Source organism: Salmonella sp. NW1250, from assembly GCF_051812965.1.
GTDB lineage: Bacteria > Pseudomonadota > Gammaproteobacteria > Enterobacterales > Enterobacteriaceae > Salmonella > Salmonella enterica.
Genome location: NZ_JAMNDD010000017.1, coordinates 19,620 through 42,080, shown reverse-complemented (window position 1 = coordinate 42,080; position 22,461 = coordinate 19,620). Strand labels below are relative to the sequence as shown.

The window sequence follows — 22,461 nt, the reverse complement described above, 5'->3', positions numbered from 1 at the left end:
AGCTACATGCCATATGCAAAGGAGTATTCATGAAACAAACAGTCTATACCGCCAGCCCTGAGAGTCAGCAAATTCACGTCTGGAGCCTGAACCACGAAGGGACGCTGACGCTGGTGCAGGTCGTGGATGTGCCCGGTCAGGTTCAGCCGATGGTGGTCAGTCCGGATAAACGCTACCTCTATGTCGGCGTGCGCCCGGAGTTTCGTGTCCTGGCGTATCGTATTGCGCCGGATGATGGCGCGCTGACGTTTGCCGCCGAATCCGCCCTGCCGGGTAGCCCGACCCATATTTCTACCGATCATCATGGTCGTTTTGTCTTTGTCGGATCGTATAACGCCGGTAATGTCAGCGTGACGCGCTTACAGGATGGCCTGCCGGTTGAGCTGGTGGATGTGGTGGAGGGGCTGGACGGCTGCCACTCGGCAAATATTACGCCGGATAACCGTACCCTGTGGGTGCCTGCGCTAAAACAGGATCGCATTTGTCTGTTTACGCTAAGCGATGACGGCCATCTGGTGGCCCAGGAGCCGGCGGAAGTAAATACAGTTGAAGGGGCAGGCCCGCGTCATATGGTCTTCCACCCGAATCGACAATATGCGTATTGCGTCAATGAACTGAACAGTTCGGTGGATGTCTGGCAGCTTAAAAATCCGCATGGCGAGATAGAGTGCGTGCAAACGCTGGATATGATGCCCGCCGATTTTTCCGATACCCGCTGGGCGGCGGATATTCATATTACGCCGGATGGACGGCATCTGTATGCCTGTGACCGCACCGCCAGTCTGATTACCGTCTTTAGTGTCTCCGAAGATGGCAGCGTACTGAGCGTTGAAGGCTTCCAGCCGACGGAAGCCCAACCGCGCGGCTTTAATATCGACAATAGCGGAAAATACCTGATTGCTGCGGGTCAAAAATCACATCATATCGCGGTCTATGAAATTACGGGCACTCAGGGGTTGCTGACGGAAAAAGGCCGTTATGCCGTCGGCCAGGGGCCAATGTGGGTTGTGGTGAACGCGTACTAAAGCGCTGTGTGCCGGATGGAGGCGGGCTGGAACTCATCAAGGCGGGATGCCTGATTAATTTCAATAAACATTGCTTGCAGTAAAACCACGGGCCGCCACATCTGCTGCGGCGGCCCGTTTATAAGCCTGAACCGGAACGGTGATTACTGCTTAGGTTCCGCCACTACTTTACTGCCTACACCGCGGTTGTTGTATTCCCACATGCGGTTGTAGTTAGTGTCGTTCAGATTACGCTGCACCTCGTCTTTGTCATCCACGGTTCCCGTATTTCCAGCAAACGGACGTTTCGAGATGACCGCGTCGGCCCACGGTTTGGCAACGTTGAAGCCCTCGTTAATCACGCTGTCGCGGATCACGACCTGACCGTTGGTGTTGGCGTCGACATCCAGCGAGCGGCCAAGCTGCGCAACGCCATCGCCGGAGGCGTTAAAGCGGCTGTTGATCGCCAAAAAGCCATAGTAAATATTGGACAGCGTCGCCGGGGCGAAGACGTAGGCTTCCTGCTGTGTGCGGGAGTTGACGACCTGGAAGTTGGTGTTATCGAACACCACGGCGCCGCGTCCGGAAACCATATCCACATCGCCTTCAATATAGCTGTTCGTCACCAGCGTACGCGGCTGGCGATCGGTTTGCAGACGGTTCTGCACGCCGCTGTTGGTCACAAAGAAGGTGTTCTGGCGGCCAAGGATATTGACCTTGTTAATCTGGACTTTGTCGCCATCGGTACGCAACGCCACCGCCGGATGGTTTCCGGCATCGACGCTGTCGCCTAGCGTGTTCTCGATGGTCAGATTTTGTAGCTGCAGACCGTTATTCTGCGACCAGAACGCGGCAGAACACATTACACCGATCGTCGCGGCGTGTTTGCTTTGGCAGTTATCGAACATATACCAGGCGGGTTTACCAGGCATATATTTCCCGCCGGGATTCACCGCGCGGCGCCAGTCAGCGACACTCATTTCACCATCAATCGCCATCCCAATTTTCACATCGATCGGTTTTTCACCGGTCCCGTACAGGGTCAGACTTCCCGGCGCGGCGGGAACATACACGGTCCCCTGATAGTCGCCCGGCATAATAGCAATGTACTGGCGTTTGTTCGTGCGTTTAACCATTGCCGCATCGACCGCGGCCTGAATCGAGGTGTGCGTAACGCCTGGCGTACCTGCCGGCCCCACCACAAAGTCAGGCTGTGCGGGCAGGGTAATCGGCGACGGCGACCACGGGGCGGTATTCGGCGTCAGGGAGGCAAAATAGCGCGCCGCAACGAAGTTTTTCGCTTCATTTGCCGACAGAATGGGGCGCGAGGCGGTGCCAGGCGCGGTTTGATCGGAAGGGATCTGATCGGGTGGCGTAGAGCTACAGGCGCTCAGCGTCACGCCAAAAGCCAGTGCCAGCGCCAGACGGGAAACCGATAATGTATTCACAGGTTGCTCCGGGCTTGAAAAAGTTAAATGACATCCATTGAAGCCTGCTTTTTTATACTAAGTTGAACGAAACGGGAAGGCGAAAAGGTAAAAAGTTCCTTTTCAGGCCGGAAACACCTGTCGCATCAGATAGTTTTATCACAATTAAGCAACAACTTTCGCGCTTTGAGTTGACAATCCGGAGCAGAAAGAAAATAAATGTCTATACAACTCATGACAGGCAAGAGAGCGACAGGAATGCGGCAACTTTTACCGGGCGATACTGTCTGGCGAAACATCAGGCTGGCGACAATGGACCCGCAGCGGCAAGCCCCGTACGGGCTGGTGGATAACCAGGCGCTGATTGTACGCGAAGGGCATATTTGCGATATCGTGCCAGAGACGCAGCTTCCTGTCAGCGGGGACAATATCCATGATATGCAGGGACGACTGGTAACCCCGGGACTTATCGATTGCCACACGCATCTGGTGTTTGCTGGTAACCGCGCCGCAGAGTGGGAGCAGCGGCTTAACGGCGCGTCATACCAGCATATTAGCGCTCAGGGCGGCGGCATTAACGCAACGGTATCAGCAACCCGCGCCTGTGCGGAGGAGACGCTCTACCTGCTGGCGCGCGAACGCATGATGCGCCTTGCCAGCGAAGGCGTTACGCTGCTGGAGATTAAATCCGGCTATGGTCTGGAGCTGGCGACAGAAGAAAAGCTGCTGCGCGTCGCTGCAAAACTTGCCGCCGAAAACGCTATCGACATTAGCCCCACGCTATTGGCCGCTCATGCTACGCCAGCGGAGTATCGTGACGACCCGGACGGCTACATCACTTTGGTCTGCGAGACGATGATTCCGCAGCTCTGGCAAAAAGGGTTATTTGATGCGGTAGACCTCTTTTGCGAGAGCGTCGGTTTTAATGTGGCGCAGAGTGAGCGCGTATTGCAGACGGCGAAGGCGTTAGGTATTCCCGTTAAAGGCCATGTTGAGCAGCTTTCGCTGTTGGGCGGCGCGCAGCTGGTGAGCCGTTATCAGGGCTTATCGGCGGATCATATCGAATATCTTGATGAAGCGGGCGTCGCGGCGATGCGTGACGGCGGTACTGTCGGCGTGTTGTTGCCCGGCGCGTTTTATTTTCTGCGCGAGACGCAGCGCCCGCCGGTTGAACTGCTGCGCCGCTATCAGGTGCCTGTCGCCGTCGCCAGCGATTTCAATCCCGGCACCAGCCCGTTTTGCAGTTTGCATCTGGCGATGAATATGGCCTGCGTACAGTTTGGTCTGACGCCGGAAGAGGCATGGGCGGGCGTTACTCGCCATGCCGCTCGCGCGCTGGGAAGACAGGCGACGCATGGGCAGATCAGGGCCGGCTACCGGGCGGATTTTGTGGTATGGGATGCTGAACAGCCGGTAGAGATAGTGTATGAGCCGGGGCGTAACCCTTTATATCAGCGGGTATACAGAGGACAAATCTCATGACGCAATGGTATCCGGCTTCTCCGGCGCTCTGGCAGGGGCGCGATGACAGTATAGAAGCGCCGGATGCGCGGCGTCTGTTTCAGACCGTCACGCGCAGCGAGACCTTTTCCCCCGAAAACTGGCAGCAAAAGATCGCGTTAATGGGATTTGCCTGCGACGAGGGGGTAAAACGCAATGCAGGCCGTCCCGGCGCGGCAGGCGCCCCGGACGCGTTGCGTAAAGCGCTGGCGAATATGGCCAGCCATCAGGGACATGAACGGCTGGTGGATTTAGGCAATTGGGTTGCGCCGACGCCCGATCTGGAAGGCGCGCAGCAGGCCTTGCGCGATGCGGTAAGCCGCTGCCTGCGGGCCGGGATGCGCACGCTGGTGCTGGGCGGCGGGCATGAAACCGCATTTGGACACGGCGCGGGGGTGCTGGACGCGTTTGCGCAGGAAAGCGTAGGGATCATTAATCTTGATGCGCATCTGGATCTCCGTCAGACCGACCGGGCAACATCCGGGACGCCGTTTCGTCAGCTGGCGCAGCTATGCGACGCGCAGAGCCGCGCGTTTCATTATGCCTGTTTCGGCGTGAGCCGTGCGGCGAATACGCAGGCGTTGTGGCGGGAAGCGCAGTGGCGGAATGTTACCGTGGTGGAGGATCTTGACTGCCATGACGCGCTGGCGCAGATGACGCAGTTTATCGACAAGGTGGATAAAATTTATCTGACTATCGATCTCGACGTATTGCCTGTCTGGGAAATGCCGGCCGTCTCCGCTCCCGCAGCGCTGGGCGTGCCGCTGATACAGGTTCTGCGTTTAATTGAGCCGGTTTGCCGCAGCGGAAAATTACAGGCGGCGGATCTGGTTGAGTTTAATCCACGCTTTGATGATGATGGCGCAGCGGCGCGCGTGGCGGCGCGGCTTGGCTGGCAAATCGCGCACTGGTGGCGTTAATCTGTCATCCGGAAAACACTATCCGCATAAGGAAGGCTTCACGCATGTATTCATCCCGCTCCCGTTCTGCGCCTGCGCCTTTTTACGAAACGGTGAAACAGGACATCTGTAAAAAAATAGCCGACGGCGTCTGGCAGCCGCACGATCGCATTCCGTCGGAAGCTGAACTGGTCGCCCAGTATGGCTTTAGCCGAATGACCATCAACCGGGCGCTGCGTGAGCTGACGGATGAAGGGTGGCTGGTGCGTTTACAGGGTGTGGGGACGTTTGTCGCCGAACCAAAAGGCCAGTCCGCGCTGTTTGAAGTCCGCAGTATCGCCGAGGAGATTGCCGCCCGCCGTCATCAGCATCGTTGTGAGGTGCTCACGCTGGAGCGTGTGCGGGCAAACGCCATCCAGGCCAGCGCTCTCAACGTCAATGAGAGCGATGTCATTTTCCATTCCATCATGGTGCATTATGAAAACGATCTGCCGGTACAAATTGAAGATCGCTGCGTGAATGCGGATATTGCCGTGGATTACCTGACGCAGGATTACCGTCAGACCACGCCGCACGCTTATTTGTCGCGGATCGCGCCGCTAACGGAAGGGGAACATATTGTGGAGGCGGTGCGCGCCACGGCGCAAGAGTGCGCGTGGTTAACTATCAAAGAGCATGAGCCTTGTCTGCTCATTCGTCGTACAACCTGGTCCGCGTCGCGGATTGTTTCTCACGCCCGCTTACTTTTCCCCGGGTCGCGCTATCGGCTACAGGGACGATTTATCTCCTGAGCGGGCCGCTGCCGGAAAACGTGATTGCTGACACAATATAACAAAATTGTATCATTTTTGTTAATTCTATTCTTGTGCTTACTTGTATAGACAAGTATATGTCTGATTCTTATCTGTGGGTCTGCGGCGGTGCCTGATAGTGACGTTTTAGCGTTATTTGGCGATGGCAGACCGATAATAATGAGGAGTCATTGCTATGCCTGAAAGCAAGTATCGTCAGCAGACTATCCGCGCGCCCCGAGGCACGGTATTAACGGCGAAAAGCTGGCTGACAGAAGCCCCGCTGCGGATGTTAATGAATAATCTCGATCCTGACGTGGCGGAAAATCCGCATGAGCTGGTGGTCTACGGCGGGATTGGTCGCGCCGCGCGCAACTGGGAATGCTATGACGCTATTGTTGATGCGCTCACCCGGCTGGAGGCGGACGAAACGTTGCTTATTCAGTCTGGCAAACCGGTCGGTGTATTTAAAACGCACGACAACGCGCCGCGGGTATTAATCGCCAACTCCAACCTGGTTCCCCACTGGGCGACATGGGAACACTTTAACGAACTGGATGCGAAAGGGCTGGCGATGTACGGTCAGATGACGGCCGGAAGCTGGATCTATATCGGCAGCCAGGGAATCGTGCAGGGAACATACGAAACCTTTGTCGAGGCGGGGCGTCAGCACTATAACGGCACGCTGGCGGGACGCTGGGTGCTGACTGCCGGGCTGGGCGGCATGGGCGGCGCGCAACCGCTAGCCGCGACGCTGGCCGGAGCGTGTTCGCTGACGATTGAATGCCAGCAAAGCCGTATCGATTTTCGTCTGCGTACTCGTTACGTGGATGAGCAGGCCGCCACGCTGGATGACGCGCTGGCCCGCATTACGCGCTACACCCGCGAGGGGAAAGCCGTGTCCGTCGCCCTGTGCGCGAACGCGGCGGATATCCTGCCGGAACTGGTTAATCGCGGCGTGCGCCCGGACCTGGTGACCGATCAGACCAGCGCCCACGATCCGCTACATGGCTATTTACCCTCCGGCTGGCGCTGGGAGGAGTATCAGAAAAACGCGCAATCCGATCCCCACGGGACGATGCAGGCAGCGAAACGTTCCATGGCGGCGCATGTTCGGGCGATGCTGGCGTTCAGTCAAATGGGCGTGCCGACCTTTGACTATGGCAACAATATTCGCCAGATGGCGAAAGAGATGGGGGTGGAAAACGCCTTTGATTTTCCGGGATTTGTGCCAGCCTATATTCGTCCGCTGTTCTGTCGTGGCATCGGGCCGTTTCGCTGGGTGGCGCTGTCCGGCGATCCGCAGGATATCTATAAAACCGATGCCAAAGTCAAAGAGATAGTGGCTGAGGATAAACATCTGCATCACTGGCTGGATATGGCGCGCGAGCGCATTCATTTTCAGGGGTTACCGGCGCGTATCTGCTGGGTAGGCCTGGAGTGGCGGCAAAAACTGGGGCTGGCGTTCAACGAAATGGTGCGTTGCGGCGAGGTATCCGCGCCCATTGTGATTGGCCGCGATCACCTGGATTCCGGTTCTGTCGCCAGCCCTAACCGTGAAACCGAAGCGATGCGCGACGGCTCCGACGCGGTTTCCGACTGGCCGCTGTTAAATGCGTTGCTGAATACCGCCAGCGGGGCGACATGGGTATCGCTCCATCATGGCGGCGGAGTGGGGATGGGTTTTTCGCAACACGCCGGTATGGTGATTGTCTGTGATGGCACTGACGAGGCCGCCGCGCGTATTCGCCGCGTGTTACACAACGATCCGGCGACGGGCGTCATGCGCCATGCCGATGCCGGATATGATCTCGCGGTGGAATGCGCTGTTGAGCAAGGTCTGAATTTACCGATGGTTGCGGCGACGCAGGGGAAAGGCTGATATGAACACCATGACACTCACTCCGGGGCAGTTAAGCCTCTCTCAACTGTACGATGTCTGGCGTCATCCGGTACAGCTTCGGCTGGACGCCAGCGCCATTGACGGCATTAACGCCAGTGTCGCGTGCGTCAATGATATCGTTGCCGAAGGGCGTACCGCCTACGGCATCAACACCGGTTTCGGCCTGCTGGCGCAGACGCGCATCGCTGATGAAGACTTGCAAAATCTACAGCGATCGTTGGTGCTGTCTCACGCCGCGGGCGTAGGCGACCCACTGGATGACGCGATGGTGCGTCTGATCATGGTATTGAAAATCAATAGTCTGGCGCGCGGGTTTTCCGGGATTCGGTTGAGCGTGATAGAGGCGCTCATCGCTCTGGTGAATGCCGGCGTGTATCCGCTGATTCCGGCAAAAGGCTCGGTTGGCGCGTCGGGCGACTTAGCGCCGCTGGCGCATCTGTCGCTGACGCTGCTTGGCGAAGGAAAAGCGCGCTGGCAGGGTGAATGGCTTCCGGCGCAGACGGCGCTAAAAAAGGCCGGACTGGAGCCTGTCGCGCTGGCGGCCAAAGAGGGGCTGGCGCTGCTTAACGGCACCCAGGCGTCGACGGCCTTCGCGCTGCGCGGTTTGTTTGAGGCACAGGAGTTATTTGCCTCCGCCGTCGTCTGCGGCGCGCTGACCACCGAAGCCGTACTGGGATCGCGCCGTCCTTTTGATGCGCGCATTCATGCCGCGCGCGGACAACAGGGGCAAATTGACGTCGCGCGGTTGTTCCGGCATCTGCTGACCGATACCAGTGCTATTGCTGAATCACATCACCACTGTCATAAAGTTCAGGACCCGTATTCCCTTCGCTGCCAGCCGCAGGTAATGGGCGCTTGTCTGACCCAGTTACGTCAGACGAAAGAGGTACTGCTGGCTGAGGCCAACGCGGTGTCCGATAATCCGCTGGTCTTTGCCGATGCGGGGGAGGTGATCTCCGGCGGTAACTTCCATGCTGAACCGGTTGCCATGGCGGCGGATAATCTGGCGCTGGCGATAGCGGAAATCGGCGCGCTATCGGAGCGGCGCATCGCGCTGATGATGGATAAACATATGTCGCAGTTACCGCCGTTCCTGGTGAAAAATGGCGGCGTTAATTCCGGTTTTATGATTGCCCAGGTCACCGCCGCGGCGCTCGCCAGCGAGAATAAAGCGCTGGCGCACCCGCACAGCGTGGATAGCCTGCCGACCTCGGCGAATCAGGAAGATCATGTCTCAATGGCCCCGGCGGCAGGACGGCGACTCTGGGAAATGGCGGCGAATACCCGCGGCATCATTGCCGTGGAGTGGCTGGCTGCCTGTCAGGGGATAGATTTACGGGAAGGGTTAACCTCCAGCCCGTTACTGGAACAGGCGCGGCAGACACTGCGCGAGCGGGTGGCGCACTATACGCAGGATCGTTTTTTCGCACCCGATATTGAGTGTGCGACGGCGCTGCTGGCGCAAGGCGCGTTACAGCGTCTGGTGCCGGACTTTATGTGAATGCTGCCGGATGGCGTGGCGTTTATTCGGCTTACCCAACCCGTTGGCAGGGTAAGACGTTTACGCCGCCATCCGGCACAGCGTTTAACTGAACATCGCCGTGATCGAGGCGCTGGCGAGCGAATGGAAATGCACGTTAAAGCCGACCATCGCGCCGCTGGCGTCTTCATCAACATCAAGACGCTCGACGTCCAGCGCGTGAACCGTAAAGATATAGCGGTGCGTTTCCCCTTTAGGCGGCGCCGCGCCGCCGTAGCCCGCTTTACCGAAATCGGTACGCGTCTGAATGACGCCGTCTGGTACGGCCACCAGGCCTGAGCCGAACCCCTGGGTCAGTACGCGCGTATCCGCCGGGAGGTTCACCACCACCCAGTGCCACCAGCCGGAGCCGGTCGGCGCGTCGGGATCGTAACAGGTCACGACAAAACTTTTGGTGCCCATCGGCACGTCGTCCCAGGCCAGATGCGGCGAAATATTATCGCCATCATAGCCCATACCGTTAAAAACGTGGCGATGAGGAAGTTTATCTCCATCGCGCAAATCGTTGCTGATAAGTTTCATGCGCTCTCCTTTTGACTCACCAGAAGTGTAGCCAGAAGCAGCATCGCTTACCGCTGATTAATGGCTAAAAAATGTTTCATTGTGTACCGCGTCATTGACCGCCTGGGTCAAACGGCGCAGTTGATCCGGACGAATAATGTAGGGCGGCATCAGGTAGATTAGCTTGCCGAACGGCCTGATCCAGACGCCTTGCCCGACGAAGAAGCGTTGAAGCGCCGCCATATTGACCGTGTGCGTGGTTTCAACCACCCCAATCGCGCCCAACACCCGCACATCCGCCACCCAGGGCGAACTTTGCGCGGGGGCTAACTCAGCGCGTAACTGAGACTCGATAGACGCCACCTGCTGACGCCATTCGCCGCTTTCCAGCAGCGTCAGGCTGGCGCAGGCGACGGCGCAGGCCAGCGGATTCCCCATAAACGTCGGGCCATGCATAAAACACCCCGCCTCGCCGTTGCTAATAGTCTCTGCAACCTGGCGTGTCGTGAGCGTTGCCGAGAGGGTCATGGTGCCGCCGGTTAAGGCTTTGCCGAGACACAGAATATCCGGCGCGATCCCGGCGTGCTCGCAGGCGAACAGTTTGCCGGTACGGCCAAACCCGGTGGCTATTTCATCGGCAATCAGCAGAATGCCTTCGCGATCGCACATGTTACGAATACGCCTGAGCCATTGTGGATGATATATGCGCATCCCGCCCGCGCCCTGAACGATAGGTTCCAGAATCACGGCGGCTATTTCATGGCGATGCGCGGCCATCAGGCGGGCAAATGGCGCGATGTCGCTTTCATCCCATTCGCCATCCATCCGGCTTTGCGGCGCCGGCGCGAACAGGTTTTCCGGCAGATAGCCTTTCCACAAGCTGTGCATGGAGTTATCCGGATCGCACACCGACATCGCGCCGAACGTGTCGCCATGATAACCGTGGCGAAACGTCAGAAAACGCTGACGCGATTCGCCGCGCGCCTGCCAGTATTGCAGCGCCATCTTCATGGCCACTTCTACCGACACCGAACCAGAGTCGGCCAGAAAGACACACTCCAGCGGCTCAGGCGTTATCGCGACCAGCTTACGGCACAGATTCACCGCAGGTTGATGGGTTATGCCGCCGAACATGACATGCGACATGGCGTCAATTTGCGCTTTCATCGCCGCATTCAATTGCGGGTGGTTATAACCATGAATGGCCGCCCACCAGGAGGACATCCCCTCAATCAGGCGTTCGCCCGAGGCGAGAACCAGCTCGCAGCCTTCGGCCCGCTCAACGGGATATACCGGCAGCGGCGAGGTCATGGAAGTGTAAGGATGCCAAATATGGCGTTTATCGAAGGCCAGATCGTCCGTTGTCATAATCGACTTGTAAACCAAATTAAAAAGATTTAGGTTTACGAGTCTACACCATATCAAAAACAAACAACATATTTTGGAGAAGCCCGATGGCTCGCCACCCACGCTGGACACTGTCGCAAGTAACCGAATTATTTGAAAAACCACTGCTGGAATTGCTGTTTGAAGCGCAGCAAATTCATCGCCAGCATTTCGATCCGCAGCAGGTACAGGTTAGTACGCTGCTGTCGATCAAAACCGGCGCCTGCCCGGAGGATTGTAAATACTGCCCGCAGAGCTCGCGCTATAAAACCGGGCTGGAAGCCGAGCGTTTAATGGAGGTAGAGCAGGTACTGGACTCCGCCCGTAAAGCGAAAAACGCTGGTTCGACCCGCTTCTGTATGGGAGCGGCCTGGAAGAATCCGCATGAACGCGATATGCCTTATCTGGAGCAGATTGTACAGGGCGTCAAAGCGATGGGGCTGGAAACCTGTATGACGCTCGGCATGTTGAACGAGAGCCAGGCGCAGCGTCTGGCTAACGCCGGGCTGGATTACTACAACCACAACCTCGATACCTCGCCGGAGTTTTACGGCAATATCATCACTACCCGTACCTATCAGGAGCGCCTCGACACGCTGGAAAAAGTCCGTGAAGCAGGGATTAAAGTGTGCTCCGGCGGCATTGTGGGTCTGGGCGAAACGGTTACCGATCGCGCCGGACTGTTGTTGCAGTTGGCGAACCTGCCGACGCCGCCGGAAAGCGTGCCAATTAACATGCTGGTGAAGGTGAAAGGCACGCCGCTTGCGGATAACGATGACGTGGATGCGTTTGATTTTATTCGTACTATCGCCGTAGCGCGCATCATGATGCCGACCTCATACGTGCGTCTTTCCGCAGGACGTGAACAGATGAACGAGCAGACCCAGGCGATGTGCTTTATGGCCGGGGCGAACTCGATTTTCTATGGCTGCAAATTGTTAACTACGCCAAATCCGGCAGAGGACAAGGATCTGCAGTTATTCCGTAAGCTGGGGCTGAATCCGCAGCAGACCAGGGTGCTGGCGGGCGATAACGAGCAGCAGCAACGTCTGGAGCAGACGCTGATGACGCCTGACACCGATGATTATTACAACGCGGCAGCCTTATGAGTTGGCAACAACGCGTCGACGATGCGCTGACGGCGCGTCGGGCGACGGATACGTTGCGCCGCCGCTATGTGGTGTCGCAGGGCGCCGGACGCTGGCTGGTAGCGAACGGGCGACAGTATCTTAACTTCTCCAGCAATGATTACCTCGGCTTAAGTCAACACCCGCAGATTATTCGCGCCTGGCAACAGGCAGCGACGCGTTTTGGCGTCGGCAGCGGCGGGTCGGGTCATATCAGCGGTTATTCCGTGGCGCACCGGGCGTTAGAGGAGGAACTGGCGCAATGGTTAGGATATCCGCGCGCGCTGCTGTTTATCTCTGGCTTTGCGGCGAATCAGGCGGTCATTACCGCCTTAATGAAAAAAAATGACCGGATTGTGGCCGACAGGTTGAGTCATGCTTCCCTGCTGGAGGCCGCCAATCTGAGTCCGGCGCAGCTTCGCCGCTTTATCCATAACGATACGCAGCATCTGTCGCGTTTACTGCAATCGCCCTGCGTGGGTCAGCAACTGGTGGTGACAGAAGGTGTATACAGCATGGACGGCGACAGCGCGCCGCTGGCGGAAATCCAGCACATTGCCCGCAGGCATCATGCCTGGCTGTTGGTTGATGATGCGCACGGCATCGGCGTGACTGGCGATGAGGGGCGGGGCACCTGCTGGCAACGGGGGGTGAAGCCTGAGTTGCTGGTGGTGACTTTCGGTAAGGGGTTTGGCGTCAGCGGCGCAGCGGTGCTCTGCTCGGAAAGCGTCGCGGATTATCTGCTGCAATTTGCCCGTCATCTGGTTTACAGCACCAGTATGCCGCCCGCCCAGGCGCAGGCGTTAAGCGCCTCGCTGGCGGTGATCCGTAGCGATGAAGGTCGTGAACGACGCGAAAAACTCGCCGCTCTGGTTCAGCGCTTTCGGGCCGGCGTTAACGCGTCCCGATTTACGCTACTGAATGCCCATAGCGCCATCCAGCCGTTAATCGTGGGCGATAACAGCCGTGCATTGCGCCTGGCGGAGGCGCTGCGTCAACAAGGATGCTGGGCGACGGCGATTCGCCCGCCGACGGTGCCTGTCGGCACGGCACGCCTGCGCTTAACGTTAACGCAGGCGCATGAAGCGTGTGATATCGACCGTCTGCTGGAGGTGCTGCATGGCGCAGGTGAATAAGCAGGCTATTGCGGCGGCGTTTGGCCGGGCCGCATCGCAATATGAACAGCACGCCTCTTTGCAGCAACACAGCGCGGATGCGCTGCTGACGCTGTTGACAGGCCGCCAGTTTGCCAGTGTGTTGGACGCAGGCTGCGGCCCCGGACGTATGAGTCGTTACTGGCGAGAGCGGGGGAGCGAAGTGACCGCCCTGGATCTTTCGCTGCCGATGCTGCAACAGGCTCGCGATCGTCAGGCGGCGCATCACTATTTGCTGGCGGATATCGAAGCGATTCCCCATGACGCCGAAGTTTTTGACCTGGCCTGGAGCAACCTGGCGGTCCAGTGGTGTGGCGATTTACGTGATGCGTTGAGCGAGTTGTATCGGGTTGTACGGCCCGGCGGCGTGGTGGCGTTTACCACCTTGTGCCAGGGGTCGTTGCCGGAACTGCGTCAGGCATGGCAGGCCGTCGATAATCGCGCTCACGCGAATAGCTTTTTGCCGGAAGAGGCCATTGACCACGCGCTGCGCGGCTGGCGGGCGTCTCGTCATACTCAGGCGATGACATTGTGGTTTGAGGATGCCCTGAGCGCGATGCGCTCGCTTAAAGGCATTGGCGCCACCCATCTTCATGAAGGGCGGGAGTCGGATGTATTAACCCGCGCCCGGCTTAGACAGATTCAGTTGGCATGGCCGCAGCGGCAGGGGAAATATCCGCTGACGTACCATCTTTTTATGGGAGTGATTGAACGTGACTAAACGCTATTTTGTGACCGGTACTGATACTGAAGTCGGTAAAACGGTCGCCAGTTGCGCCTTATTGCAGGCCGCAACGCAGTTAGGTTATCAAACCGTAGGCTATAAGCCCGTCGCTTCCGGCAGCGAAATGACAACCGACGGGCTACGCAATAGCGATGCCCTGGCCTTGCAGCGTCACAGCAGCCTGCCGCAACCTTATTCCGCTATCAATCCTTATACTTTTGCCGAGCCTACCTCTCCCCACATCGTTAGCGCCGACGAAGGCCGGGCGATAGACGCGGCTGTGTTATCACGCGGATTGCGAACGCTGGAGGCGCAGGCAGACTGGGTGTTGACAGAAGGGGCGGGCGGCTGGTTTACACCGCTCTCTGCCACGCTGACGTTTGCCGACTGGGTACAGACGGAGCAGCTGCCGGTGATTCTGGTTGTTGGCGTCAAGCTGGGCTGTATTAATCACGCCATGCTGACGGCGCTGGCGGTAGAACAGGCCGGATTACCACTTGTCGGATGGATAGCCAACGACATACAGCCGCCGGGCGCGCGTCATGGTGAATATCTCGCTACGCTTCGCCGCGTCATACCGACCCCGCTGTTAGGGGAAATCCCGTGGCTGGGCATTTCTCCATCGCAGGCGGCGACAGGACAGTATCTGGACCTCAGCCCCCTGGAACGCGCCTGACCGCGCTTAAAAACCGCCTTCTTGCAGGATCAGACGATCCTGCTGTTCTTTCGCCAGACCCTCCTGACGTCGCCATGCTAAAAATGTGCAAAATGTGAGCGTCTACGCCTCAATTTTTCCCTTCTCGTTAGCCAATAATCTGCCAAAAATAGCGATAATTTTTTTTTATCGCCCGGCGAAAACGTCAAGGGCTGATTTTGCCAGGCGGCAGGGGATACGGGCTGGAAGCAGTTATCCACTATTCCTGTGGATAACCTTGTGTATTAGAGTTAGAAAACACAACGTAAGCGAGAGGCGACGCGGCCTGCGACTAAATTGGCGCGAAAGACGGCTTGAGAAAATATCCCTTTTCAGACAGCAAGTTATATAAAATCAATGGTTGTAAAGGAAGGGGGATACGTTGACATAAAACTTTCATCATCCGACTTGACAAATGTTAAAAAAGACTCTGGTCTGGGGATAACCAGCACACTGCTGGAATTTTACCCCGCGACTGTCTATGTTTTACCTCTAAATAGCGTGGGGTATCTGCCGATAGCCATTATACACTGGAGTGTTACTGTTTTTTCATCCAGTATTTTTTATTGGCAATATTCACCGTCGAGAGTAAAATTACACCCCTGCCCGCTCACTCCTTCAGGTAGCCGCTCATGAGTAAACCGTTCAAACTGAATTCCGCTTTTAAACCTTCTGGCGATCAGCCGGACGCTATACGTCGTCTGGAAGAGGGGCTGGAGGACGGGCTGGCGCATCAGACGTTATTGGGCGTGACCGGCTCCGGGAAGACATTCACCATTGCCAACGTCATTGCGGACTTGCAGCGGCCAACGATGGTGCTTGCGCCCAATAAAACCCTGGCGGCGCAGCTCTACGGCGAAATGAAAGAGTTTTTCCCGGAAAACGCGGTCGAGTATTTCGTCTCCTACTATGACTACTATCAGCCGGAAGCGTATGTGCCAAGTTCGGATACGTTTATCGAAAAAGACGCTTCGGTAAACGAACATATTGAGCAAATGCGGTTGTCGGCAACGAAAGCGTTGCTTGAGCGACGCGATGTTGTGGTGGTGGCTTCCGTGTCCGCGATTTACGGTCTGGGCGATCCGGATCTCTACCTGAAAATGATGCTGCATCTGACGGTGGGAATGCTGATTGACCAGCGCGCGATTTTGCGTCGGCTGGCGGAATTGCAATACACCCGTAACGATCAAGCTTTTCAGCGTGGTACCTTTCGCGTGCGCGGCGAAGTGATCGACATCTTCCCGGCTGAATCTGACGACATCGCGCTACGCGTTGAGCTGTTTGATGAAGAAGTGGAACGCCTGTCGCTGTTCGACCCGTTAACCGGGCAGGTAGAGTCAACGGTGCCACGTTATACTATCTATCCCAAAACGCACTACGTGACGCCGCGCGAGCGTATTCTGCAGGCGATGGAAGAGATAAAAGATGAGCTGGCGGACAGGCGTAAGGTCTTGCTGGCGAATAATAAGCTGCTTGAAGAGCAGCGATTAAGCCAGCGCACGCAGTTCGATTTAGAGATGATGAACGAGCTGGGCTACTGCTCAGGCATTGAAAACTATTCCCGCTTTCTGTCGGGCCGCGGGCCGGGCGAACCGCCGCCAACCTTGTTCGATTATCTGCCCGCCGACGGACTGCTGGTGGTGGATGAGTCTCATGTCACCATCCCGCAGATAGGCGGCATGTACCGCGGCGACCGGGCGCGCAAAGAGACGCTGGTCGAGTATGGCTTCCGTCTGCCTTCGGCGCTGGATAACCGTCCGCTGAAGTTTGAGGAGTTTGAAGCCTTAGCGCCGCAAACTATCTATGTTTCCGCCACGCCCGGCAACTATGAGCTGGAAAAATCTGGTGATGAGGTGGTGGATCAGGTCGTGCGACCGACCGGGCTGCTGGACCCGATTATTGAAGTGCGTCCGGTGGCGACCCAGGTGGACGATCTGCTGTCCGAAATTCGTCAGCGTGCGGCCATTAATGAGCGTGTCCTTGTCACTACGCTCACCAAACGGATGGCGGAAGATTTGACCGAATATCTGGAAGAGCACGGCGAGCGCGTGCGTTACCTGCACTCAGATATTGATACCGTGGAGCGCATGGAAATCATCCGCGATTTGCGTCTGGGCGAGTTTGACGTTCTGGTGGGGATTAACCTGCTGCGCGAAGGGCTGGATATGCCGGAAGTCTCGCTGGTGGCGATTCTGGACGCCGATAAAGAGGGCTTTCTGCGCTCCGAGCGCTCCCTGATTCAGACCATAGGACGCGCGGCGCGTAACGTTAACGGTAAAGCGATTCTGTATGGCGATAAAATCACGCCGTCAATGGCGAAGGCGATTGGCGAAACCGAGCGACGTCGCGAGAAGCAGCAGAAGTACAACGAAGAGCACGGTATCACTCCGCAGGGGCTGAACAAAAAAGTGGTCGACATCCTGGCGCTGGGGCAGAACATTGCGAAAACCAAAGCGAAGGGGAAAGGCAAGGGCCGTTCTACGGCAAAAGCCGGAATTGTCGAACTGGATATGACGCCGAAAGCGTTGCAGCAGAAAATTCATGAACTGGAAGGGCAAATGATGCAGCACGCGCAAAATCTGGAGTTTGAAGAAGCCGCGCAAATTCGCGACCAGTTGCACCAGTTACGCGAGTTGTTTATCGCGGCGTCCTGACAATGTGTCGATCTCCAGCGAGTCATCGTTACCATGGCTCGCTTTTGAGAATTCCAGTGCAATAGTAAGGGCTAAGTCAGTCAGGAATGAAAAACAGTGACAGGCTTTGACTAACGGGATTGTCGAAAAACTCAAAACATCAATGGGGTAGCTAGTTTAATCACAACTGAAGAAAATTAGCGTTGAGGCTGAACCCAACGCTAATTTTCCCTCTCTCCTCGGCTATGAAAAAAAACGCCCCGTATTATCGGTATAGCTATCCTTATGATCGTCATTTTAATCTTATGTGAGTTCGTTGAAAGCGTGTCATGGCAACAGATAACATCATCCTACGTAAAAAAAGAGGTGATGGAAGCGTGAGCATTTATAAGTCAAGCGCTGCAAATACTGAATGATTTGTCCGAAATAATGACGACTATGGCCTCTTGTTTAAAGTTGAGAATATCCTTATCTGTTACTTTAGGTTACGTTCAGATCAGGTAGGGAAAATATGTTTAATATTACTAATATACAACCTACGGCAAGGCATCAAAGTATTAGCAATGAGGCATCAACAGAGGTGCCTTTAAAAGAAGAGATATGGAATAAAATAAGTGCCTTTTTCTCTTCAGAACATCAGGTTGAAGCACAAAGCTGCATCGCTTATCTTTGTCATCCACCTGAAACCGCCTCGCCAGAAGAGATCAAAAGCAAGTTTGAATGTTTAAGGACGTTAGCTTTCCCGGCGTATGCGGATAATATTCAGTATAGTAGAGGAGGGGCAGACCAATACTGTATTTTGAGTGAAAATAGTCAGGAAATTCTGTCTATAGTTTTTAATACAGAGGGCTATACCGTTGAGGGAGGGGGAAAGTCAGTCACCTATACCCGTGTGACAGAAAGTGAGCAGGCGAGTAGCGCTTCCGGCTCCAAAGATACTGTGAATTATGAGTTAATCTGGTCTGAGTGGGTAAAAGCGGCGCCAGCGGAAGAGGCAGCAAATCGTGAAGAAGCCGTACAACGGATGCGTGACTGCCTGAAAAATAATAAGACGGAACTCCGTCTGAAAATATTAGGACTTACCACTATACCCGCCTGGATTCCTGAGCAGATAACTACTCTGATACTCGATAACAATGAACTGAAAAGTTTGCCGGAAAATTTACAGGGAAATATAAAGACCCTGTATGCCAGCTGTAATCAGCTAACCAGTATCCCTGCCTCGTTACCGGATACCATACAGGAAATGGAGCTGAGCATTAACCGTATTACTGAATTGCCGGAACGTTTGCCTTCAGCGCTTCAATCGCTGGATCTTTTCCATAATAAAATTAGTTTTTTACCTGAAAATCTACCTGAGGAACTTCGGTACCTGAGCGTTTATGATAACCGCATAAGGACATTGCCAGAACATCTTCCGTCAGGGATTACCCATTTGAATGTGCAGAGTAATTCGTTAACCGCGCTGCCTGAAACATTGCCGCCGGGCCTGAAGAATCTGAAGGCCGGCGAAAATACCTTAACCAGTCTGCCCGCATCGTTACCATTAGAATTACAGGACCTGGATGTAAGTAAAAATCAGATTACTGTTCTGCCTGAAACACTACCTCCCACGATAACAACGCTGGATGTTTCCCGTAACGCATTGAGTAATCTACCGGAAAACCTCCCGGCGGCATTACAGATAATGCAGGCCTCTCGCAATCACCTGGTCCGTCTCCCGGAGTCGTTACCCCATTTTCGTGGTGAAGGACCTCGACCTACAAGAATAATCGTAGAACATAATCCTTTTTCAGAACGAACAATACAGAATATGCAGCGGCTAATGTCCTCTGTAGATTATCAGGGACCCCGGGTATTGTTTGCCATGGGCGACTTTTCAATTGTTCGGGTAACTCGACCACTGCATCAAGCTGTCCAGGGGTGGCTAACCAGTCTCGAGGAGGAAGACGTCAACCAATGGCGGGCGTTTGAGACGGAAGTAAACGCGGCAGCCTTCAGCATGTTTCTGGATCGTCTTAGCGATACGCAGAACACCCGACATTCGGATTTTAAGGAACAAGTCTCCGCCTGGCTAATGCGCCTGGCTGATGATAGCGCACTAAGAGAAACCGCATTTATTATAGCGATGGATGCAACGATAAGCTGTGAAGATCGGGTCACACTGGCATACCACCAAATGCAGGAAGCGACGTTGGTTCATGATGCTGAAAGAGGCGCCTTTGATAGCCACTTAGCAGAACTGATTATGGCGGGGCGTGAAATTTTTCGGCTGGAGCAAATAGAATCGCTCGCCAGAGAAAAGGTAAAACGGCTGTTTTTTATTGACGAAATCGAAGTATACCTGGGTTTTCAGAATCAGTTACGAGAGTCGCTGTCGCTGACAACAATGACCCAGGATATGCGGTTCTATAACGTTTCGGGTATTACTGAGTCTGACCTGGACGAGGCGGAAATAAGGATAAAAATTGCTGAAAATAGGGATTTTCACAAATGGTTTGCGCTGTGGGGGCCGTGGCATAAAGTGCTGGAGCGTATAGCGCCAGAAGAGTGGCGTGAAATGATGGCTAAAAGGGCTGAGTGTATTGAAACAGATGAGTATCAGAGCCGGGTCAATGCTGAACTGGAAGCGTTAAGAATAGCAGACGACTCTGACGCAGAGCGTGCTATTGGGAAAAAAATAATGGAAGAAATTAATCAGTCACTCTGTACTGAGATCATGGAGAATATATTGCTGAAAAAAGAGGTGAGCTCGCTCATGAGCGCCTACTGGTGATAGCTGAACGCAGTTTATCAGAAGGGGGAGAGAGCCTGTTTACCCTTCGGTGTAAACAGGCTTCTGATAAGCGCAGCGTCGTCGGTAAACGGGCTTAACCCAACGCCTGTAGCGCTTTTTCCAGCGCATTATGTAATAACTGACGATCGTGGCGATAGGGGATATCGCTGGCCTCCAGCACTTCCTGAATCACCAGCCGATCGTTCACCGCACTGACGTCAACTCGCGGCCCAACCACTACTGCGTCAATGACTTTTTTGCCAATATATTGCTCCATCATCGCCAGCTTATCGACCAGCGTTAAACTGGCGGCGGGCAGACTCAGTTCGCGACCCAGATTGCCGATATACACCATTGGCGCTGGGGTGCGCCGCAGCGCCTGCGCCAGTTCATCCAGCAGCAGGCAAGGCATCAGGCTGGTATAAAAACTGCCAGGGCCAATCAGAATCAGATCCGCGTCATTAATGGCCTGTACCGCTTCCCGCGTCGCCGGAACGTTTGGCGTTAACATGATCTCCTGCGGCGGAGTCGCTAACTGATCGATATTCACCTCGCCATAAATCTCATGCCCCTGATCGTCAATCGCCATCAGATCTACCGGTAGCTCCGACATCGGGATCAGTTGCGCGTCCACTTTAAGCAGATTACGAATTAAATTAATCGCTTCCAGAGGCCGCACGCTCAGGTGATCTAACGCCTTTAACATCAAATTTCCGAGGTTATGACCAGAAAGTTCGCCATTACCGCCAAAACGGTACTCAAACATAGCGGATGCGACGCTGGGTTCGGTAATTAACTGATTCAGACAGTTGCGCATATCGCCCCAGGCGATCCCGCCTTCCGAGCGGCGAATACGGCCAGTTGACCCCCCGTTATCTGTGGTAGTCACAATGCCGGTCAGGCGCGAACCTAATGAAGAAAGCGAGGAGAGGACGCGTCCTAATCCATGCCCTCCGCCGAGGGCAACGACACGATCAAGGTCAGCCAGCGTACGATTGCGCATAAAAATTCCTGAAGTCAAATAAGCAGCGCTACAGTAGCGCAAGTCGCGGGTTTTCAGCAATTAGCCGACCGGCTAAAAGACAATTAATTATTCCCGACTACCCCTTTATAGCGAGGGCGTTACCACGGCTAAATGATATATATCAATGTAAAAGTGTGATTTTCACGTATTCTGTCGCTAAATAGCACGATCATATCGCTATGTATATATTTATATAGCGAAAGCGTGATGGCGAAATTGTCATTTACACGCTAGTATCGGCGTAACCACAGTAAACACTCTAGCCTCTGCACCTGGGTCATTTTTGATATGGTGCTTTGGCCGTGACAACGTTTAACGTTTGCCACCAGGGCGCAGGAAGAAATGACTCCGCCTCCCGTATTTGGAAAGGTGTACATGGCTTCACAACTTACCGATGCTTTCGCGCGTAAGTTTTACTACTTGCGTTTGTCGATTACCGATGTGTGTAACTTTCGTTGCACCTACTGCCTGCCGGATGGCTACAAACCTGGCGGCGTCACTAACAACGGTTTCCTTACCGTTGATGAAATTCGTCGCGTTACGCGCGCTTTTGCCAGTCTTGGCACGGAGAAGGTGCGTCTTACCGGCGGCGAGCCTTCATTACGCCGCGATTTTACCGACATCATTGCCGCCGTGGGTGAAAATGATGCTATTCGCCAGATCGCGGTGACCACTAACGGTTATCGACTGGCGCGCGATGCCGCGAACTGGCGCGAAGCGGGGCTGACGGGCGTCAATGTTAGCGTGGATAGTCTGGATGCGCGTCAGTTCCATGCGATTACCGGTCAGGACAAATTCCGCCAGGTGATGGCGGGCATCGATGCCGCCTTTGACGCCGGTTTCGAAAAGGTGAAAGTCAACACCGTGCTGATGCGCGACGTGAATCACCATCAGTTGGATACCTTCCTTGCCTGGATTCAGCCTCGCCCCATTCAGCTACGCTTCATTGAACTTATGGAGACGGGCGAGGGGAGCGATCTCTTCCGCAAACATCATATTTCGGGTCAGGTATTACGCGACGAGCTGATTAAGCGCGGCTGGATCCACCAGCTCCGCCAGCGTAGCGATGGTCCGGCGCAGGTTTTTTGTCACCCCGATTACGCCGGTGAGATCGGTCTCATTATGCCGTACGAAAAAGATTTCTGCGCCACCTGTAATCGCCTGCGTGTTTCGTCCGTCGGGAAGCTGCATTTATGTCTGTTTGGCGACGGCGGCGTGAGTTTACGCGACCTGTTACAGGATGATGCGCAGCAATACGCGCTTGAGGAACGTATTTCCGACGCGTTGCGGGAGAAAAAGCAGACCCATTTCCTTCACCAGAGCAATACTGGTATTACGCAAAATTTATCTTACATTGGCGGTTAATCCTTAATAAGGA

General features: G+C 55.2%; 17 protein-coding genes, 1 pseudogene and 1 riboswitch. Of the genes and pseudogenes, 14 read left to right on the top strand and 4 right to left on the bottom strand.

Annotation, left to right across the window (positions count from 1 at the left end):
• The first annotated feature begins 29 nt into the window (after positions 1 to 29).
• A complete protein-coding gene (pgl, locus tag NBA72_RS22035) occupies positions 30 to 1,025 on the top strand; it encodes a 6-phosphogluconolactonase (protein ID WP_000815468.1) in 996 nt (331 codons plus the stop codon).
• A 143-nt stretch (positions 1,026 to 1,168) separates the two neighbouring features.
• On the opposite strand, the gene NBA72_RS22030 is transcribed toward pgl, so the two are convergent.
• Entirely contained in the window at positions 1,169 to 2,452 is a 1,284-nt protein-coding gene (locus NBA72_RS22030; RefSeq protein ID WP_001094776.1) for a putative acyl-CoA thioester hydrolase, read from the bottom strand.
• 237 nt (positions 2,453 to 2,689) lie between these two features.
• On the opposite strand from NBA72_RS22030, the gene hutI reads away from it, so the two are divergent.
• The 5 genes from hutI to hutH all read left to right on the top strand — a co-directional run bounded on the left by hutI (position 2,690) and on the right by hutH (position 9,025).
• A complete protein-coding gene (gene hutI / locus NBA72_RS22025) occupies positions 2,690 to 3,913 on the top strand; it encodes an imidazolonepropionase (protein WP_001249483.1) in 1,224 nt (407 codons plus the stop codon).
• Positions 3,910 to 4,851, top strand: a complete 942-nt coding sequence (gene hutG / locus NBA72_RS22020) for a formimidoylglutamase (protein WP_023198005.1) — start codon at positions 3,910 to 3,912, stop codon at positions 4,849 to 4,851. The genes hutI and hutG overlap by 4 nt, the downstream gene beginning before the upstream one ends.
• Positions 4,852 to 4,895: 44 nt before the next feature.
• On the top strand, positions 4,896 to 5,621 hold the full coding sequence (locus tag NBA72_RS22015) for a histidine utilization repressor (protein ID WP_000287407.1): 726 nt from the start codon (positions 4,896 to 4,898) through the stop codon (positions 5,619 to 5,621).
• A gap of 196 nt (positions 5,622 to 5,817) precedes the next feature.
• On the top strand, positions 5,818 to 7,503 hold the full coding sequence (gene hutU / locus NBA72_RS22010; RefSeq protein WP_001115217.1) for a urocanate hydratase: 1,686 nt from the start codon (positions 5,818 to 5,820) through the stop codon (positions 7,501 to 7,503).
• 1 nt (position 7,504) lies between these two features.
• On the top strand, positions 7,505 to 9,025 hold the full coding sequence (hutH, locus tag NBA72_RS22005) for a histidine ammonia-lyase (protein ID WP_001095242.1): 1,521 nt from the start codon (positions 7,505 to 7,507) through the stop codon (positions 9,023 to 9,025).
• An 84-nt stretch (positions 9,026 to 9,109) separates the two neighbouring features.
• Here the strand turns inward: hutH and NBA72_RS22000 are convergent, their stop codons facing one another.
• Positions 9,110 to 9,586 carry a kinase inhibitor gene (locus NBA72_RS22000; protein ID WP_000767403.1) on the bottom strand — a complete coding sequence of 159 codons (477 nt, stop codon included), beginning with the start codon at positions 9,584 to 9,586 and terminating at the stop codon, positions 9,110 to 9,112.
• Positions 9,587 to 9,643: 57 nt separating this feature from the next.
• Entirely contained in the window at positions 9,644 to 10,933 is a 1,290-nt protein-coding gene (gene bioA, locus NBA72_RS21995) for an adenosylmethionine--8-amino-7-oxononanoate transaminase (RefSeq protein ID WP_000205504.1), read from the bottom strand.
• An 86-nt stretch (positions 10,934 to 11,019) separates the two neighbouring features.
• Between bioA and bioB the strand changes: the two genes are divergently transcribed.
• The 7 genes and pseudogenes from bioB (at position 11,020) to slrP (ending at position 20,059) form a co-directional block, all read left to right on the top strand.
• On the top strand, positions 11,020 to 12,060 hold the full coding sequence (gene bioB, locus NBA72_RS21990) for a biotin synthase BioB (protein ID WP_000090727.1): 1,041 nt from the start codon (positions 11,020 to 11,022) through the stop codon (positions 12,058 to 12,060).
• Positions 12,057 to 13,214: an 8-amino-7-oxononanoate synthase gene (gene bioF, locus NBA72_RS21985; RefSeq protein WP_000118950.1), complete on the top strand. Its 1,158-nt coding sequence runs from the start codon at positions 12,057 to 12,059 to the stop codon at positions 13,212 to 13,214. Before bioB ends, bioF begins: the two co-directional genes overlap by 4 nt.
• On the top strand, positions 13,198 to 13,953 hold the full coding sequence (gene bioC, locus NBA72_RS21980) for a malonyl-ACP O-methyltransferase BioC (RefSeq protein ID WP_000079911.1): 756 nt from the start codon (positions 13,198 to 13,200) through the stop codon (positions 13,951 to 13,953). Before bioF ends, bioC begins: the two co-directional genes overlap by 17 nt.
• A complete protein-coding gene (gene bioD / locus NBA72_RS21975; RefSeq protein ID WP_042949769.1) occupies positions 13,946 to 14,632 on the top strand; it encodes a dethiobiotin synthase in 687 nt (228 codons plus the stop codon). The genes bioC and bioD overlap by 8 nt, the downstream gene beginning before the upstream one ends.
• A gap of 650 nt (positions 14,633 to 15,282) precedes the next feature.
• Positions 15,283 to 17,304, top strand: a complete 2,022-nt coding sequence (uvrB, locus tag NBA72_RS21970) for an excinuclease ABC subunit UvrB (RefSeq protein ID WP_000042502.1) — start codon at positions 15,283 to 15,285, stop codon at positions 17,302 to 17,304.
• Positions 17,305 to 17,612: 308 nt separating this feature from the next.
• Positions 17,613 to 17,787, top strand: a pseudogene (locus tag NBA72_RS21965) (hypothetical protein).
• A gap of 7 nt (positions 17,788 to 17,794) precedes the next feature.
• Positions 17,795 to 20,059, top strand: a complete 2,265-nt coding sequence (gene slrP / locus NBA72_RS21960; RefSeq protein ID WP_042949767.1) for an SPI-1 type III secretion system effector E3 ubiquitin transferase SlrP — start codon at positions 17,795 to 17,797, stop codon at positions 20,057 to 20,059.
• Between the two features lie 94 nt (positions 20,060 to 20,153).
• Here the strand turns inward: slrP and yvcK are convergent, their stop codons facing one another.
• The gene (gene yvcK / locus NBA72_RS21955) at positions 20,154 to 21,062 is read right to left on the bottom strand and encodes a uridine diphosphate-N-acetylglucosamine-binding protein YvcK (RefSeq protein WP_001246033.1); all 909 of its coding nucleotides are present in this window, start codon (positions 21,060 to 21,062) and stop codon (positions 20,154 to 20,156) included.
• A 264-nt stretch (positions 21,063 to 21,326) separates the two neighbouring features.
• Positions 21,327 to 21,471, top strand: a riboswitch (molybdenum cofactor riboswitch).
• On the opposite strand from yvcK, the gene moaA reads away from it, so the two are divergent.
• Positions 21,459 to 22,448: a GTP 3',8-cyclase MoaA gene (gene moaA, locus NBA72_RS21950; protein ID WP_000168180.1), complete on the top strand. Its 990-nt coding sequence runs from the start codon at positions 21,459 to 21,461 to the stop codon at positions 22,446 to 22,448. (Overlaps the previous riboswitch by 13 nt.)
• Positions 22,449 to 22,461: the final 13 nt, after the last annotated feature.